The sequence below is a fragment of the Streptococcus sp. HMSC078H12 genome, assembly GCF_001814615.1.
Classification (GTDB): Bacteria; Bacillota; Bacilli; order Lactobacillales; family Streptococcaceae; genus Streptococcus; species Streptococcus salivarius_F.
In genome coordinates, this window is record NZ_KV817310.1 from 44010 (window position 1) to 60949 (window position 16940).

Below are 16940 nucleotides of genomic sequence, written 5' to 3' on the forward strand. Positions count from 1 at the left end.
ATTACATAAGTTATGCAAGCGTTTGCATCGAAACGTAGGAGGAAATGAAATGAATAAGCTAAAAGAAAAATTTGGCTTTGAGTTCTGGCAAAAATTCGGTAAAGCCCTCATGGTTGTTATCGCAGTTATGCCAGCAGCAGGTCTCATGATCTCACTCGGTAAAACAGTTGCCATGATTAATCCAAACGTGGCACCACTCGTTATTACTGGTGGATTTCTTGAGCAGATTGGTTGGGGGGTTATTGGTAACCTTCACATCTTGTTCGCCCTTGCCATTGGTGGTAGCTGGGCTAAGGAACGTGCAGGCGGTGCCTTTGCGGCAGGTCTTGCCTTTATCTTGATTAACCGTTTGACTGGTTCAATCTTTGGTGTTACTTCAGATATTCTTGCTGATAAGGCTGCTACAGTCCACACCATTTTTGGTCAATCAATCAAGGTATCTGATTACTTCATCAGTGTTATGGAAGCTCCAGCCCTCAACATGGGTGTGTTCGTAGGTATCATCTCTGGTTTCATCGGAGCTACTGCCTTCAACAAATACTATAACTTCCGTAAATTGCCAGAAGCTTTGTCATTCTTCAATGGTAAACGCTTCGTACCATTCGTAGTTATTCTTCGTTCAGCTATCGCAGCTATCGTCCTTGCTATCGTATGGCCAGTTATCCAATCAGGAATCAACGGCTTCGGTATGTGGATTGCCAACTCAAAAGAAACTGCTCCAATCTTGGCACCGTTCTTGTTCGGTACTTTGGAACGTCTTCTCTTGCCATTTGGTCTCCACCACATGTTGACTATCCCAATTAACTACACTCAATTGGGTGGTACTTACCACGTATTGACTGGTGCCGCTAAAGGTACTGAAGTATTGGGTCAAGACCCACTCTGGCTTGCTTGGGTTACTGACCTTGCAAACCTTAAAGGTGGACACCCAGAACAATACAAACACCTTCTTGAATCTGTTACACCAGCCCGCTTTAAAGTTGGTCAAATGATCGGTTCATTCGGTATCTTGATGGGTATCGTAGTAGCCATCTACCGTAACGTCGATGATGATAAAAAACATCAATACAAAGGGATGTTGACTGCAACTGCACTTGCAACATTCTTGACAGGGGTAACAGAGCCAATCGAGTACATGTTCATGTTCGTGGCTACTCCACTTTACATCGTTTATGCTTTGGTACAAGGATGTGCCTTTGCCATGGCTGATATCGTTAACCTTCGTGTTCACTCATTCGGTTCTATCGAGTTCTTGACACGTACACCACTTGCTATTAACGCTGGTTTGGCGATGGATATCGTTAACTTCATTTGGGTAACTGTACTCTTTGGTGTTATCATGTTCTTCATCGCAAACTTCATGATTAAGAAATTTGACTACGCTACACCAGGACGTAACGGTAACTACGAGCAAGGTGATGATGCCCCTGCAGGAGATGGTGCAGCAGCAAGTGCTGGAACAAGCTCAGCAAGCTCACAAGTTATCAATATCATCAACCTTCTTGGTGGACGTGCTAACATCGTCGACGTTGACGCATGTATGACTCGTCTCCGCGTTACTGTTAAAGAAGCTGATAAAGTCGGAACTGAAGAACAATGGAAAGCTGAAGGAGCTATGGGTCTTGTCATGAAAGGACAAGGGGTTCAAGCTATCTATGGTCCTAAAGCTGACGTATTGAAATCTGATATCCAAGACGTTCTTGATTCAGGTGAAGTTATTCCTGAAACACTTCCAAGTCAAATGACTGCTGTTCAAAAAGCAGAAGCTACATTTAAAGGTGTGACTGATGAAGTGCATTCAGTTGCTGATGGTCAAGTTATCAACATCGAAGATGTTAAAGACCCAGTATTCTCACAAAAAATGATGGGTGATGGCTTCGCTGTAGAACCAGAAAACGGTAAAATCGTTTCACCAGTAGCTGGTAAAGTGACAAGCATCTTCCCAACTAAACACGCTCTTGGTTTGGTAACAGATAATGGTCTTGAAGTTTTGGTTCACATCGGACTTGACACTGTTAGTCTTGAAGGTAAACCATTCGACGTTAAAGTTACTGAAGGTCAAACAGTTGCTGCAGGTGATCTCTTGGTTGAAGCAAACCTTGATGCTATCCGTGAAGCAGGTCGTGAAACATCTACAGTTGTTGTCTTTACAAATGCAGATGCAATCAAATCAGTTAAAGTAGAACATACAGGTAAATTGGCTGCTAACGCTCCAGTTGCAGAAGTAGAACTTTAATTTGCTAAACGATAAACAAGCAGACAGCCCTTGGGCTGTTTTGTTTGTAAATGACCCTATGTCATTTCTAGATGCAAGTCAGAAGAGGGATAAACTTATGAAATTTCTAACTTTAAATACTCACAGTTGGATGGAAGAAGATGCTGAAGGAAAATTCCAAACCTTAAAGGAACATATTCTAAAGGCTAAGTATGATATTATTTGCTTCCAAGAAGTTAACCAAGAAATAGAGACTTCTGTTGTGGACACGGATGCTTACTATCATGCACTTCCATCAGCAACACCAATCCATCAAGATCACTTTGTCCGTCTTCTTGTGGAAAAGTTGGCTGAAGAAGGGCTTCAATACCATTGGACTTGGGCCTATAATCACATTGGTTATGATCACCTTAATGAGGGGGTTGCCGTCTTGTCACGTCAACCATTGACAGCTAGCGAAATCTTGGTTTCAGATGTTGATGATCCAACGGACTACCATACACGCCGTGTAGCAGTTGCTGAAACTACTGTAGATGGCCGAGAAGTTGCTGTTGCTAGTGTTCACCTTTCATGGTGGGACAAAGGTTTCCAAGAAGAGTGGGCACGTATTGAAGAACGTTTCAAAGCTATTGGGAAACCGCTCATCCTAGCAGGTGACTTTAATAACCCAGCAGGACGCGAAGGTCATCAAGCCATCTTGGCTAGCTCGCTCAATCTTCAAGATAGTTTTGAAGTAGCTAAAGAAACAACTGGTAGCTATACAGTTGGACCAGGTATCGATGGCTGGAAGGGCAATGAAGAGCCTTTACGTATCGATTATGTCTTTGCTAGCCAAGATTGGACAGTAGAGCGCCTTAGTGTGATTTTTGACGGCAATAATCAACCTTTGGTAAGTGACCACTACGGTCTTGAAGCAGAATTAACATTTAAGTAGAAACTGTATCCTATTATGACCTAATAAGGGTAAAAAACATTGTCAAAAGACAAATAAAAGAGTAAACTAGAAGCTATAATTGAATTTTTATAAGGAGAGACTAATGGCTCATATTACATTTGATTATTCAAAAGTTTTGGATAAATTTGTAGCACCACACGAAGTGGACAACCTTCAAGCACAAGTAACAGTAGCAGACGAAATGATTCGCAAAGGAACTGGCCCAGGGGCAGACTTCCTTGGATGGCGTGATCTTCCAGAAAACTACGATCGTGAAGAATTTGATCGTATCTTGAAAGCTGCTGAAAAAATCAAAGAAGAAAGCGATGTTTTGGTTGTTATCGGTATCGGTGGTTCTTACCTTGGTGCCAAAGCAGCCATTGACTTCTTGAATCATCACTTTGCTAACCTTCAAACAAAAGAAGAACGCAAAGCACCACAAATCGTTTACGCTGGTAACTCAATTTCATCAACTTATCTTGCAGACTTGCTTGAGTATGTTGAAGATAAAGACTTCTCAGTTAACGTTATCTCTAAATCAGGTACAACAACTGAACCAGCTATCGCTTTCCGTGTTTTCAAGGAACTCCTTGTTAAGAAATACGGTCAAGAAGAAGCAAACAAACGTATCTACGCAACAACTGACCGCCAAAAAGGTGCAGTTAAAGTTGAAGCAGATGCTAACGGTTGGGAAACTTTCGTTGTTCCAGATGACATCGGTGGACGTTTCTCAGTATTGACAGCTGTAGGTCTTTTGCCAATCGCAGCTTCAGGTGCTGATATCAAAGCCCTTATGGAAGGTGCTAACGCTGCACGTAAAGAGTATTCTTCATCTAAAATCTCTGAAAACGAAGCTTACCAATACGCTGCACTTCGTAACATCCTTTACCGTAAAGGTTACACAACTGAAATCTTGGCTAACTATGAACCATCACTTCAATACTTCTCAGAATGGTGGAAACAATTGGCTGGTGAATCTGAAGGTAAAGACCAAAGAGGTATCTACCCAACATCAGCAAACTTCTCAACAGACTTGCACTCTCTTGGACAATTTATCCAAGAAGGTACACGTAACCTCTTTGAGACAGTTGTTCGTGTGGAAAAACCACGTAAGAACGTGATTATCCCTGAATTGGAAGAAGATCTTGATGGACTTGGTTACCTCCAAGGTAAAGATGTTGACTTTGTTAACAAAAAAGCAACAGACGGTGTTCTTCTTGCACACACAGATGGTGATGTGCCAAATATGTTCATCACTCTTCCTGAACAAGATGCCTTTACATTAGGTTACATCATCTACTTCTTTGAAATTGCTATCGCCCTTTCAGGTTACTTGAATGCTATCAACCCATTCGACCAACCAGGTGTAGAAGCATACAAGAAAAACATGTTCGCCCTTCTTGGTAAACCAGGATTTGAAGAACTTGGAGCAGAACTTAACGCTCGCTTGTAATTCTCAGATAAGATCAGCTTTGGCTGGTCTTTTTTTATCCATTTGTAGGCTAAACCCTCCATTAATGATTTCTTGTAGGTTAATTTACGAATTTTTATTTTAAATATTTTGGACTGGCTAGTTGGGTTTTGTGGCTCTTTAATTTAGAAATGATTGTTGCTATAATTAGTTCAAGTATAGGAGGATGAATCATGATTGGACCTGTGGAAATGGGTGCTTTGTTGAAAAAAATTCGTTTATCAAAGAATTTGACATTGAAAGAACTTGCTAGTGATTATTTATCAGTATCTTTCCTATCAAAATTTGAACGTGGGGAATCTGATATCTCATTATCTAGATTTTTTCTTTTGTTAGATAAATTGGATGTCAGTATTGAAGAGTTCTATGGTATCTTATCTCAAGATAATCCGACTCATACTGAAAAGTTATTAGAAAGTGCTAGTAAGGCTTATTATCAAAACGATAGTTTATCGTTACAGAAGTACGCTGGAGAAGAGCGTCATAAATTTGAGCTCACACAAGACAAATCATTTCTCTATAACAGTATTATGCTAGAATCTTTTTTGGCAAGTGTTTCAAATAAAGAGGTTGATGAAAATAAGGTAAGGGAATTAACAGACTATCTTTTTAGCATTGAACAATGGGGAAAAAGAGAGTTAATCATATTAGGAAATAGTATGTCGTTTATTTCCACCCAGACACTTAATGTTTTGACCAAGGAGATTGTGTATAGAACTAGACTTTTTGGAAATAGCGACTCAAATCAAAGAATCCGAATTAGTCTTCTCATTAATGCAGCTTATGAATTTTTACGACGTGATGAACTAGATTTAGCGAAATACTATTTAGATTTAGTCAATGATAGTGGAATTCCTGAGGTCCTCTTATATGAAAGACATGAGTTGATATTTGTGATGGGGTCTTACTTGATAAAGTCGGGTGAAGTTGCTGAAGGGAGAAATCTAATTGAGGGGTGTTTAGAAACTCTTAGGACTTTAGGTGCGGAAAAGTTATTGCTTGCTAAGGAATTAGAGTATCAAGAACTACTCAATTCCACTATATGACAATTTTTTAGAGTGAGTTAAAAAATAGAATAAACTAAGACCATAGTACGACATCACTATGGTTTTTAATTTTCAATGGATATATGGTATTCCAATGTCTTCAATTTATCCAACTGATTATATACCAAGGTGATTTAGATTGTGAGGAAATCTATGAGAACCTATATTCTTAAATACAAGTATGACAATTTAGTTCATATCTTACTGTTAGCACTGAATTCTGCTATTTTTGTGAGTGCCTCGGTAACCTTAGCTTTAATGACGAATCAGCTGGTATCGAAGCGAATCCAATCTTTTTTAGCTCTATTAGGTCTAGAGGTGGGGCTTTACGTTATTTATTTAGTTTTGAATTATGTTATTGCTGTACATCAAACAAAATTAATCCAAAAAATGGCTTTGTCTATTCGTCAGTCTTATCTTAGTAAAATTATTCACCATTCTTTTAGTGAATTCAGAAAGAGTGATATTGGAGAGCATCTCTCAGTATTAAATAATGATATCCAATTGATTGAATCAAATGGTTTTACAAGTATTTATACCCTTTGTTCAACAGTATTTACCACTTTGTTTTCAATTATCGCCTTATTAAGTTATGATGTAAGGATTGTTCTGCTAGCCATTTTTTTAACTTTGTGTCTGACCTATCTTCCCAAACCATTTACCAATAAAATGCAGAAATCAATGGAGATATTTTCCAAAGCGAATGAGGAGCTTGTTTCTGGAATAAGCGATCAGTTATATGGATATGCGGATGTTTATTACGCCAGTCGTAAACAGATATTTCTTAGACAGGTGAGGTCCATTGTTGAGAAATATATTGTACAAAAAATTATTTTTACAAAAAGAAAGACTAGTACTGAGACGCTGATGGCTTTATTTTCAGTTATCGCCCAGATGTTGATACTTCTTCTAACTGGCTTGTTAATTATTTTTGGAAATATTACTGTTGGAACCATTGCCTCAGTAGGACAGATATCAGGTAATATTTTTAACTCTCTATCCACCATTAATCAGCTACAAGTGACCATTAAGTCTGTCGATCCGATCTTAAAAAAATTTCACGATTTTCCAGAGGGTCCAAAGACTTGCATAGCGACTATTCAGGATGTTCGTTTTGAGAATGTAAGTTATCATTTTGGAGATAAGGCTATTTTTGAGGGATTCACCCAAACCTTTAAAAAAGGAGGCAAGTATGCTATTACTGGATGCTCAGGTAGTGGGAAGTCAACCCTGCTTAATATATTCCTAGGCAATCTTAAAGATTACGAGGGAAAAATCTTGTTTGGACAATTGGAGTCAAAAGAGATTGATGAGAACTCAATCGTGTCTGAATGTGCCTATGTTGGGAGTCAAACTCATATCTATAATGATACCTTGAGGAACAATCTAACCCTTTGGAACGAAGCTATTACTGATACACAAATCAAGAAAGTTCTTGAAAGAGTTAATCTTTTATCTTTCTTAAGTCGTATAGATGAGCAAGTAAGCGACGGTAGCTTTTCGGAGGGCCAAAAACAAAGAATAGGCCTGATAAGAGCATTTTTAAAAGGATGTTCTGTTGTGATTTTTGATGAAGCCACTGCAAATCTTGACCATAATAATGCTACTCGTATTGAGCACCTTTTATTAAGTGATCCTAATATCACTTATATCACGGTTACCCACCATCTTATAAAGGAAAATGAACCATATTTTGATAAGATTATTCGTTTGGGAGAGGCCACTGAGTAAATGTTTCATATGATAAATGCTTAGGATTTATTTCAATTTTACTAACGGCAGTCAAAGTGCTATAATGTAAGGGATTGTGAATTTAGCAAGCTTTGCTATTTTCAAAAAAGAAAAAACAAATCAGAGATACAAATCTCTTAGAAGAGGTGAATCCCATGGGACGTAAATGGGCTAATATCGTTGCTAAGAAAACTGCAAAAGATGGTGCAAACTCTAAGGTTTACGCTAAGTTTGGTGTCGAAATTTATGTGGCTGCTAAACAAGGTGAACCAGATCCAGAATCAAACTCAGCTTTGAAATTTGTTTTGGAGCGTGCTAAACAAGCGCAAGTGCCAAAACACGTTATTGATAAGGCCATTGATAAGGCTAAAGGTAACACTGATGAAACTTTCGTTGAAGGACGTTATGAAGGGTTTGGACCAAATGGTTCTATGATTATCGTAGATACTTTGACTTCAAACGTTAACCGTACAGCTGCTAACGTACGTACTGCCTTTGGTAAAAACGGTGGTAACATGGGTGCTTCAGGTTCTGTTTCATACATGTTTGATAAAAAAGGTGTTATCGTATTTGCAGGTGAAGATGCAGATGCTATCTTTGAACAATTGCTTGAAGCAGATGTAGAAGTTGAAGATGTGGAAGCAGAAGATGGTACTATCACTGTTTATACTGAGCCAACAGATCTTCACAAAGCTTTGGAAGCTCTCCGTGCTAACGGACAAGAAGAGTTCCAAGTAACTGAACTTGAAATGATTCCACAAACTGAGGTTACTCTTGAAGGTGAAGACCTTGAAGTTTTCGAAGGACTTATTGATGCGCTTGAAGCAGACGATGATGTTCAAAAGGTATATCACAACGTAGCAGATATGTAATCTTATTCAACACTTTCCGTCTCATGGAAAGTGTTTTTATGTGGTCTGTCTAAGGATTTGTCTTGCTTGTCCTGACTTAATCTGATATAGTAGTAGCCAAGTGAATTATTGGAGGAATACGAAATATGAATATGATGCTAGTTTTGGCCATTTATGTGGTCGCAATTGTTGCTTATGTAGCTTTCAGCCGTCGTCGCCAAGCAAAGGCACAGGAAGATCGTTTTGCAGGTCTTGCTAAGGGTGCTGAGGTTGAAACAATCGGTGGTTTGATTGCTATTGTCGATGAGATTGACAAAGAAAATAACCGTATTGTTTTGGATGCAGAAGGTGTCTTCTTGACCTTTGATTTGAGTCGTTCAATCATGAAAGTAATCACACCAGCACCAACTACAGAAACAGCAGAAACAACTAAAAAGACAATTATAGAAGAAGATTCAGCAATTGAGTCTGCTGATGAAAACTAAGATGTGTATTTAAGACTAGGTTAAATCCTGGTCTTTTTGCGTTTTCTAATCTTATCGGTATTAAAAGCTGTTCAGAACCCCTGAAAATGTGGTAAAATAAAGGGTAAACTATATTTAGAGGATATTCCATGTTTAAATTTAGAAAAAAATCTCATCAAGAGGTTCTAGATAATATTCCCAACCATATCGGTATTATTATGGATGGAAATGGCCGTTGGGCTAAAAAGCGTCTACAACCACGTGTGATGGGGCATAAGGCTGGGATGGATGCCTTGCAAAAGGTAACTATCGAAGCGTCACAACTTGGAGTTAAGGTATTGACAGTATATGCCTTCTCAACTGAAAACTGGTCACGCCCACAAGATGAAGTGAAATTCATCATGAATTTACCAGTTGAATTTTTTAACAAGTATGTACCAGAATTAGACAAAAACAATGTTCGTATTTTGACAATCGGAGATAACAGTCGTCTGCCTAAGGAAACCTTAGATGCTCTTGAAAAGGCAGTTGAGCAGACAAAACATAATTCCGGTTTGGTTCTCAACTTTGCACTGAACTATGGTGGTCGTGCGGAGATTGTATCTGCAGTTCAAGCGATTGCTAAAGAGGTTGAAGCAGGCAAACTCAGTCCTGAAGCTATTGATGAAGATCTCATTGCTAAGCATTTGATGACAGATAAATTGCCTTACCTCTACCGTGATCCAGATTTGATTATCCGTACGAGTGGCGAGCTTCGTCTTAGTAATTTCTTGCCTTGGCAATCTGCCTATAGTGAGTTTTACTTCACAGATGTTTTCTGGCCAGACTTTGACCAGCAGGGGCTACGTCAAGCCATCTCTGACTACAATAAACGTCACCGTCGCTTCGGTGGTGTCTAGAAAGGACCTCTCATGCAAGAACGTTTAATTGGTGGGGGTGTGGCAGCAGCCATTTTCCTCCCATTGCTCTTTATCGGCGGTCTTCCTTTCCAACTTTTAGTTGGGGCTATGGCCATGGTTGCGGTGTCTGAGATGCTTCGCATGAAGCACTTGGAGATTTTCTCTATCGAGGGTATTTTATCAATGGTGGCAGCCTTTATCTTGGCTGTACCGATTGATCGGTATTTTATCAGTCTTCCAACAAATGCTAGTGTGACAGGTTTCGCTGTTATTTCATTTTTGATTCTAGCAGGGACTGTCCTTAATAGCGACCACTATTCTTTTGATGATGCAGCTTATCCAATCGCATCTGCCTTTTATGTTGGTTTTGGTTTACAAAATCTCATTGCAGCACGTTTGGATAGTTGGGAAAAGGTTCTCTTTGCCCTTTTTATTGTTTGGGCAACGGATATTGGGGCTTACCTCTTTGGTCGTCAATTTGGTCAGAATAAGTTATTGCCAAAAGTATCACCAAATAAGACTATTGAAGGTAGTGTCGGTGGTATCTTATCAGCAATCATTGTGGCTCTTATCTTTGGGTTGATTAACCACGGAGTTTATGCCCCTCATAACTTCTTCTGGTTGCTTATCTGTACGATTCTCTTTAGTATTTTTGGTCAATTTGGTGATTTGGTTGAATCAGCTATTAAACGTCACTTTGGCGTTAAAGACTCAGGCAATCTCATTCCTGGGCATGGTGGTATTTTGGACCGTTGTGACAGCTGGATTTTCGTTTTCCCAATCATGCACTTCCTAGGACTTTTTTAAGAGTGGGGGTGTCTAGATGAAAGCTATTATTACCTTTTTACTGATTTTCTGTGTGATTGTCGTTTTCCATGAGTTTGGTCATTTCTTTTTCGCCAAACGTTCAGGAATTTTGGTTCGTGAATTTGCCATTGGTATGGGACCGAAAATTTTTGCACACACTGGTAAGGATGGTACCGTTTATACTATCCGTATCCTCCCTTTAGGTGGTTATGTCCGTATGGCTGGTTGGGGTGAAGATACAACTGAGATTAAAACAGGTAGCCCTGCCAGTCTAACGATTGGATCAGATGGTAAGGTAAGACGTATCAACCTTTCGGATCGCCAGATTGATCAGACGGCTTTGCCTATGAACGTCACTGCCTATGATTTGGAGGATAAGTTAACCATTACAGGTCTAGTCCTAGATGAGACCAAGACCTATGAGGTTGATCATGATGCCACTATCGTTGAGGAGGATGGTACAGAACTTCGTATCGCTCCTAAGGATGTCCAATATCAAAATGCAAGCATTTGGGGACGTTTAATTACCAACTTTGCTGGTCCTATGAATAACTTCATTCTTGGGGTGCTTGTCTTTATTATCTTAGCCTTTGTTCAAGGTGGTGTTCAAGATACATCGACCAACCGTATCCAGGTAGCCGATGGAGGCGCTGCTCAGGTGGCAGGCTTGAAAAATGGTGATGCTATCGAGGCTATCAATAAGGACAAGGTTACTGATTGGGACAGCTTGAAGGAAGCATTGACAGAGAATACCCAAAAATTCTCCAAAGGTGACAGCCTTTCTGTGACAGTTAAGAGAAGTAACGGTCAGGAAGAAACAATCTCTGTTAAACCTCAGGAGAACCAAGGTAGCTATTTTTTGGGTGTTTCTCCTGCTTTAAAAACAAGTCTTAAAGATAAGATTTTTGGTGGTTTCCAAATGGCTTGGGAAGGGGCCTTCAAAATTCTCGTAGCACTTAAGGGGCTTATCACCAACTTTAGTTTGAATAAACTTGGTGGACCGGTTGCTATGTTCCAGATGTCTGCCCAGGCTTCAGAAAATGGCTTGATTTCCATTCTTAACCTTATGGGGATGCTCTCAATTAACTTGGGAATTTTCAATCTTATCCCAATTCCAGCCCTTGACGGTGGAAAAATTGTTATGAATATTATTGAAGCCATTCGTCGTAAACCACTTAATCAAGAAATTGAAAGCTATATTACACTTGCAGGTGTTGCTATCATGGTTGTTCTTATGATTGCAGTTACTTGGAATGATATTATGCGTGCTTTCTTTTAATTAGAAACAAAGAAACGAAAGGAAGTCTAAGGGACTTGAGCCAAGGGCCAGCCTCCTTAGTATGTAAATGATGAAACAAAGTAAAATGTTGATTCCAACACTTCGTGAAATGCCAAGTGATGCTCAAGTTATCAGTCATGCCCTTATGGTACGTGCGGGTTACGTGCGTCAGGTTTCTGCTGGTATTTATGCTTATATGCCATTGGCAAATCGTGCTATCGAGAAATTCAAAACCATCATGCGTGAGGAGTTTGAAAAAATTGGTGCGGTTGAAATGTTGGCGCCAGCGCTTTTGACAGCAGATTTGTGGCGTGAGTCAGGCCGTTATGAAACTTACGGTGAAGACCTTTATAAACTTAAAAACCGTGATAAATCTGACTTTATCCTCGGTCCAACTCACGAAGAAACGTTTACAGCCTTGGTTCGTGATGCGGTTAAATCATACAAACAATTGCCACTTAATCTCTACCAAATCCAATCAAAATACCGTGATGAAAAACGTCCTCGTAACGGTCTTCTTCGTACACGTGAATTTATCATGAAGGATGCTTATAGTTTCCACCAAAACTATGAAGATTTGGATGTAACCTATGAAGACTACCGTAAAGCTTATGAGGCTATCTTTACACGTGCTGGCCTTGAATTTAAGGGTATCATCGGTGATGGTGGTGCCATGGGTGGTAAGGATTCTCAAGAATTCATGGCGGTCACTCCTGAGCGTACAGATCTCAACCGTTGGGTAGTTCTTGACAAGTCAATTGCTTCATTGGATGAGATTCCAGAAGATGTCATGGAAGAAATCAAGAAAGAATTGACATCATGGTTGGTATCTGGTGAAGACACAATTGCTTACTCTACAGAGTCAAGCTATGCAGCTAACCTTGAGATGGCAACAAACGCCTACACACCAGCGACCAAGGTTGTGACTCAAGAAGAAGTGACTCGAGTTGAAACGCCAAATTGCAAGTCAATTGATGAAGTTGCTGCTTTCTTGAATGTTCCAGAAGAACAAACCATCAAGACTTTGCTTTTCATTGCTGATGATGAACCAGTGGTGGCCCTTCTTGTCGGTAATGATCAGGTTAACGATGTGAAGTTGAAAAACTACCTTGCTGCTGATTTCCTTGAACCAGCTACAGAAGATGAAGCACGTCAAGTCTTTGGCGCTAACTTCGGTTCTCTTGGTCCAGTTAACCTTCCTGAAAATGTTCGTATCGTTGCGGACCGTAAGGTTCAAGACGTGGCTAATGCGGTTGTTGGAGCCAATGAAGATGGTTACCACTTGACAGGGGTTAACCCAGAGCGTGACTTCAAGGCAGAATACGTGGATATTCGTGAAGTTAAAGAGGGTGAAATTTCACCAGATGGTCAAGGTGTCCTTCAGTTTGCGCGTGGTATCGAGATTGGTCATATCTTTAAACTTGGTACACGTTACTCTGAAAGTATGGGTGCTAATGTTCTTGATGAAAATGGCCGTGCTGTTCCAATTATCATGGGATGTTACGGCATCGGTGTAAGCCGTATCTTGTCAGCTGTGATCGAACAACATGCACGTCTCTTTGTTAACAAGACCCCAAAAGGTCAATACCGCTATGCATGGGGAATTAACTTCCCTAAAGAATTGGCTCCATATGATGTTCACTTGATTACAGTTAACACTAAGGATGAGGAAGCCAATGCTTTGACAGAACGTTTGGAAGCTGCTCTTATGGCTGAAGGCTATGATGTCTTGACAGATGATCGTAATGAGCGTGTTGGTTCTAAATTCTCTGACAGTGACCTTATCGGACTTCCGATCCGTGTGACAGTTGGTAAAAAAGCCAGCGAAGGTGTTGTCGAAGTTAAAATCAAGGCAACAGGTGATACTATTGAAGTTAATGCCGATAACTTGATTGAGACACTTGCTATCTTAACAACAGAACAAAATGCTTAATATAAAAAATCTTTTCTTGCAGGAGCAAGAAGAGATTTTTCTTTTGTAGTGACAATGATAAATTGAGAGAAAAGAGAGTAAATTCCAATTTGACAGAATTGTCTAAATAGTGTAAACTTAAGACTATCATAACTACGGAGGCATCACATGCTTAACAAAGCGACCCATTTGGGAAATCTTAAAGCTTTTTATTACTTTAGTTTCTTTAGATAGGACGTTTGTGTTTCAGGATACAAGCGTCAGTCAGTTTGTATCTATGAAGCTAAAGCATTTTGTGATGGATTAGCCGATTAGATGAATAGGTCTAACCGGTGACATAAGCTAGCCTGTGCTAGTCAAGATGCATAAAACCAGTTGGGCCTGTCCTAACTGGTTTTTTTCATACCGTGGTCTATTTTTAATTTTCATTTGACCCTATCGTCTCGGAAAAAAGATGAAAGAAAATTGGAAATAGATAGAATAAAAAATAGAGGTATACAAGATGAAGAAATTCTTGGTCAGTATGATGGCTGTTATTACAGCTGTCCTCTTGGTAGCATGTTCCAATGCTTCTAATAAAGATTTGGTTCACGTCGGTGTGCTCCAATATGTGGAACATCCTTCCTTGTCAGCGACACGTAAAGGGTTCATTGAAGAACTCAAAGAGGAAGGTTACGTCGACGGTAAGAACATCAAAATCGATTATCAGAATGCACAAGGAGATCAGTCTAACTTGCAGACGATTTCTCAGTCGCTTATTGAAGATAATGATGTCATGTTAGCTATCGCAACCCCAGCAGCCCAGTCTTTGAGTAGTTTGACAAAGGACAAGCCAATTCTCTTTACAGCTGTTACAGATCCAGTTTCAGCTAAATTGGTTAAGTCTATGGACAATGTTGGAGGAAATGTGACAGGGACAAGCGACATGTCACCAATCAACAAACAAGTCGAGTTGTTGAAAAAGGTCCTTCCAAACACTAAAAAAGTTGGGATTATGTACACGACCAGCGAGCGTAACTCAGAAGTTCAGGTTGAAGAAGCCAAGAAATACTTCAAGGAAGCTGGTATTGAAACGGTTATCAAAGGAATTTCATCAACCAATGATATCCAAGATACAGCCAAGAGCTTGATGAGTCAGACCGAAGTCATCTTCATCCCAACTGACAATACCATTGTTAGTGCTATTAATACCTTGGTAGATCTTTCTAAAGAGACTAAGGTTCCAGTTGTTGGTAGTGACGCTGGTAGTGTAGAAAAAGGTGTCCTGTTCACTTATGGAACTAACTATGAAGCGCTTGGACGTCAAACAGGTAAGTTGGCAGGCCGTGTTCTCCGAGGTGAGAAGGTCAAGGATGTCGATGCCGAGTATCCTAAAACCCTAAATGTTGTGGTTAACCATGACATGGCTAAAGAACTTGGCATTGATGTTTCTAGTATTAGTGACGAGGAATCTAAGGCATCAACACAAGATGACAAACCAATTGCTAAAAAAGATAAGGGTGTCATTAAGCTTAAGGTTAATAAGTCATCTAAAAAAGGATTTTCAAATGTGGTGCTAACAGCCATTTCTCAGGGACTTCTCTGGGCTATTATGGCTATTGGGGTCTTCATTACCTTCCGTATTTTGGACCTTGCTGATTTGACAGCTGAAGGGGCTTTCCCACTTGGTGCTGCTACGACAACTATCATGATTATCCGTGGAATCAACCCAATCTTTGCGACTTTAGGTGGTTTTGTGGCTGGTATGCTTGCTGGAGCTGTGTCTGGCTTTATGCATACGAAAATGAAGATACCAGCACTTTTAACAGGGATTATTACCTTAACGGGGCTCTATTCCGTTAACCTTTTGGTTCTTGGAAGTGCCAATGTCTCTCTATCAGGACATAATACGCTAGTAACTATGGTGACGGGGCTTGGTTTGTCTAAGCTGAATGGTGTGATTCTATTAGGACTGATTTTTGTTAGTCTGGTAGTGTTTATGTTGGTTGTCCTCCTTAATACGCAGGTTGGTCTGGCCCTTCGTGCGACAGGTGATAACCTTGCCATGGGTGAAGCCAATGGTATCAAGGTTGACCGTATGAAGATTCTTGGCTACATGATTTCCAATGGTTTGATTGCCCTATCAGGTGCCCTCCTAGCTCAAAACAATGGCTATGCGGATATGAATATGGGTACTGGTACAATCGTAAATGGCTTGGCTGCAATTATCTTGGCTGAAGTTATCGTCAAGTATCTACCACTTGGCAAACGCCTCTGGTCAATTGTCGTAGGTGCTGTTCTCTACCGTTTGGTCTTGGTTATTATCCTTGCCATGAATGTTGATGCTCAAATGTTGAAATTGGCTTCAGCCATCTTGCTTGCAATCATCCTTTATGTGCCAGAAGTACGACAAAAATTGAAAATCAGACCTAATAAATCCTTGACTCCAGGAGGTGACAAGTAATGGCTTTACTTAGTTTACAACAGATTCACAAAACCTTTGAAAAAGGCACAGTCAATGAAAATCACGTCCTTCGTGGTTTGGATCTCGACATTGAGCAGGGAGATTTTATCTCTGTCATTGGGGGAAATGGTGCTGGTAAATCAACCTTGATGAATTCAATTGCTGGTGTTCTTAGTATTGATGAAGGGGATATCTTGTTGGAGGGACAATCTATTAAGAAAGCATCTGTAGATGAGCGCTCTAAAGATATTAGCCGTGTTTTCCAAGATCCTCGAATGGGGACAGCGACAAACCTTTCTATTGAAGAAAATATGGCGATTGCCTATCGTCGAGGTAAGAAACGTAGCTTCTTTAAAAAGTCTATTACTGAGAGTGAACGTCAAGTGTTCAAGGAAGCCTTGATAGATCTTGGTCTTGGGCTTGAAAATCGTATGAAGACCGATGCTAATTTCTTGTCAGGTGGACAACGTCAGGCCTTGACACTTGCTATGGCGACCTTGGTTCGTCCAAAGATTTTGCTTTTAGATGAACATACAGCTGCGCTAGATCCTAAGACAAGTGATATGGTTATGAATTTGACACGTAAGATTGTTGAAGAACAAGAGTTGACAACTCTTATGATTACCCATAATATGGAACATGCTATCGAATATGGGAACCGTCTGGTCATGCTCTATCATGGTAAAATCGTCGTCGATGTGCGAGGTGAGGAAAAGAAAAATCTCACTGTTGCAGAACTTATGGACCTCTTCCACAAAAATAGTGGACAAGTCCTCAATGACGATGCCTTGGTGCTCGGTTAATAAACAAAAAAAGAAACTATCCAAAGTTCAGATTTTGGGTAGTTTTTTCTTGACTATTTTTGACCAAGTGCTAAAATAAATATAT

13 protein-coding genes are annotated in these 16940 nt (G+C 39.9%); all 13 read left to right on the plus strand.

All coding sequences use genetic code 11. The features are described from left to right. The first annotated feature begins 49 nt into the window (after positions 1 to 49). A complete protein-coding gene (locus HMPREF2979_RS01160; RefSeq protein ID WP_070654714.1) occupies positions 50 to 2236 on the plus strand; it encodes a PTS transporter subunit IIBC in 2187 nt (728 codons plus the stop codon). Between the two features lie 97 nt (positions 2237 to 2333). Beyond that, positions 2334 to 3149, plus strand: coding sequence for an endonuclease/exonuclease/phosphatase family protein (locus HMPREF2979_RS01165; protein ID WP_070654716.1), 816 nt, complete (start codon positions 2334 to 2336; stop codon positions 3147 to 3149). A 103-nt stretch (positions 3150 to 3252) separates the two neighbouring features. Continuing rightward, complete coding sequence (locus tag HMPREF2979_RS01170; RefSeq protein ID WP_002883580.1) at positions 3253 to 4602, plus strand: glucose-6-phosphate isomerase; 1350 nt, start codon at positions 3253 to 3255, stop codon at positions 4600 to 4602. Between the two features lie 191 nt (positions 4603 to 4793). Next, positions 4794 to 5666 carry a helix-turn-helix domain-containing protein gene (locus HMPREF2979_RS01175; protein ID WP_048673955.1) on the plus strand — a complete coding sequence of 291 codons (873 nt, stop codon included), beginning with the start codon at positions 4794 to 4796 and terminating at the stop codon, positions 5664 to 5666. A 153-nt stretch (positions 5667 to 5819) separates the two neighbouring features. Then, positions 5820 to 7397, plus strand: a complete 1578-nt coding sequence (locus HMPREF2979_RS01180) for an ATP-binding cassette domain-containing protein (RefSeq protein WP_048673953.1) — start codon at positions 5820 to 5822, stop codon at positions 7395 to 7397. Between the two features lie 155 nt (positions 7398 to 7552). Beyond that, the gene (locus HMPREF2979_RS01185) at positions 7553 to 8269 is read left to right on the plus strand and encodes a YebC/PmpR family DNA-binding transcriptional regulator (protein ID WP_002883635.1); all 717 of its coding nucleotides are present in this window, start codon (positions 7553 to 7555) and stop codon (positions 8267 to 8269) included. A 125-nt stretch (positions 8270 to 8394) separates the two neighbouring features. Beyond that, entirely contained in the window at positions 8395 to 8733 is a 339-nt protein-coding gene (locus HMPREF2979_RS01190; protein ID WP_002883701.1) for a preprotein translocase subunit YajC, read from the plus strand. Between the two features lie 128 nt (positions 8734 to 8861). Beyond that, on the plus strand, positions 8862 to 9611 hold the full coding sequence (locus HMPREF2979_RS01195; RefSeq protein ID WP_002886457.1) for an isoprenyl transferase: 750 nt from the start codon (positions 8862 to 8864) through the stop codon (positions 9609 to 9611). Positions 9612 to 9623: 12 nt separating this feature from the next. Beyond that, positions 9624 to 10418, plus strand: coding sequence for a phosphatidate cytidylyltransferase (locus HMPREF2979_RS01200; RefSeq protein ID WP_037598929.1), 795 nt, complete (start codon positions 9624 to 9626; stop codon positions 10416 to 10418). A gap of 16 nt (positions 10419 to 10434) precedes the next feature. Then, positions 10435 to 11697 carry a M50 family metallopeptidase gene (locus HMPREF2979_RS01205; RefSeq protein WP_014633828.1) on the plus strand — a complete coding sequence of 421 codons (1263 nt, stop codon included), beginning with the start codon at positions 10435 to 10437 and terminating at the stop codon, positions 11695 to 11697. A gap of 70 nt (positions 11698 to 11767) precedes the next feature. Then, positions 11768 to 13630 (plus strand): proline--tRNA ligase, encoded by a 1863-nt coding sequence (locus HMPREF2979_RS01210; RefSeq protein ID WP_141760060.1) that lies wholly within the window; start codon positions 11768 to 11770, stop codon positions 13628 to 13630. 481 nt (positions 13631 to 14111) lie between these two features. After that, on the plus strand, positions 14112 to 16052 hold the full coding sequence (locus tag HMPREF2979_RS01215) for an ABC transporter substrate binding protein (protein WP_038675218.1): 1941 nt from the start codon (positions 14112 to 14114) through the stop codon (positions 16050 to 16052). After that, the gene (locus tag HMPREF2979_RS01220; protein ID WP_002889814.1) at positions 16052 to 16855 is read left to right on the plus strand and encodes an ABC transporter ATP-binding protein; all 804 of its coding nucleotides are present in this window, start codon (positions 16052 to 16054) and stop codon (positions 16853 to 16855) included. Before HMPREF2979_RS01215 ends, HMPREF2979_RS01220 begins: the two co-directional genes overlap by 1 nt. Positions 16856 to 16940 lie beyond the last annotated feature (85 nt).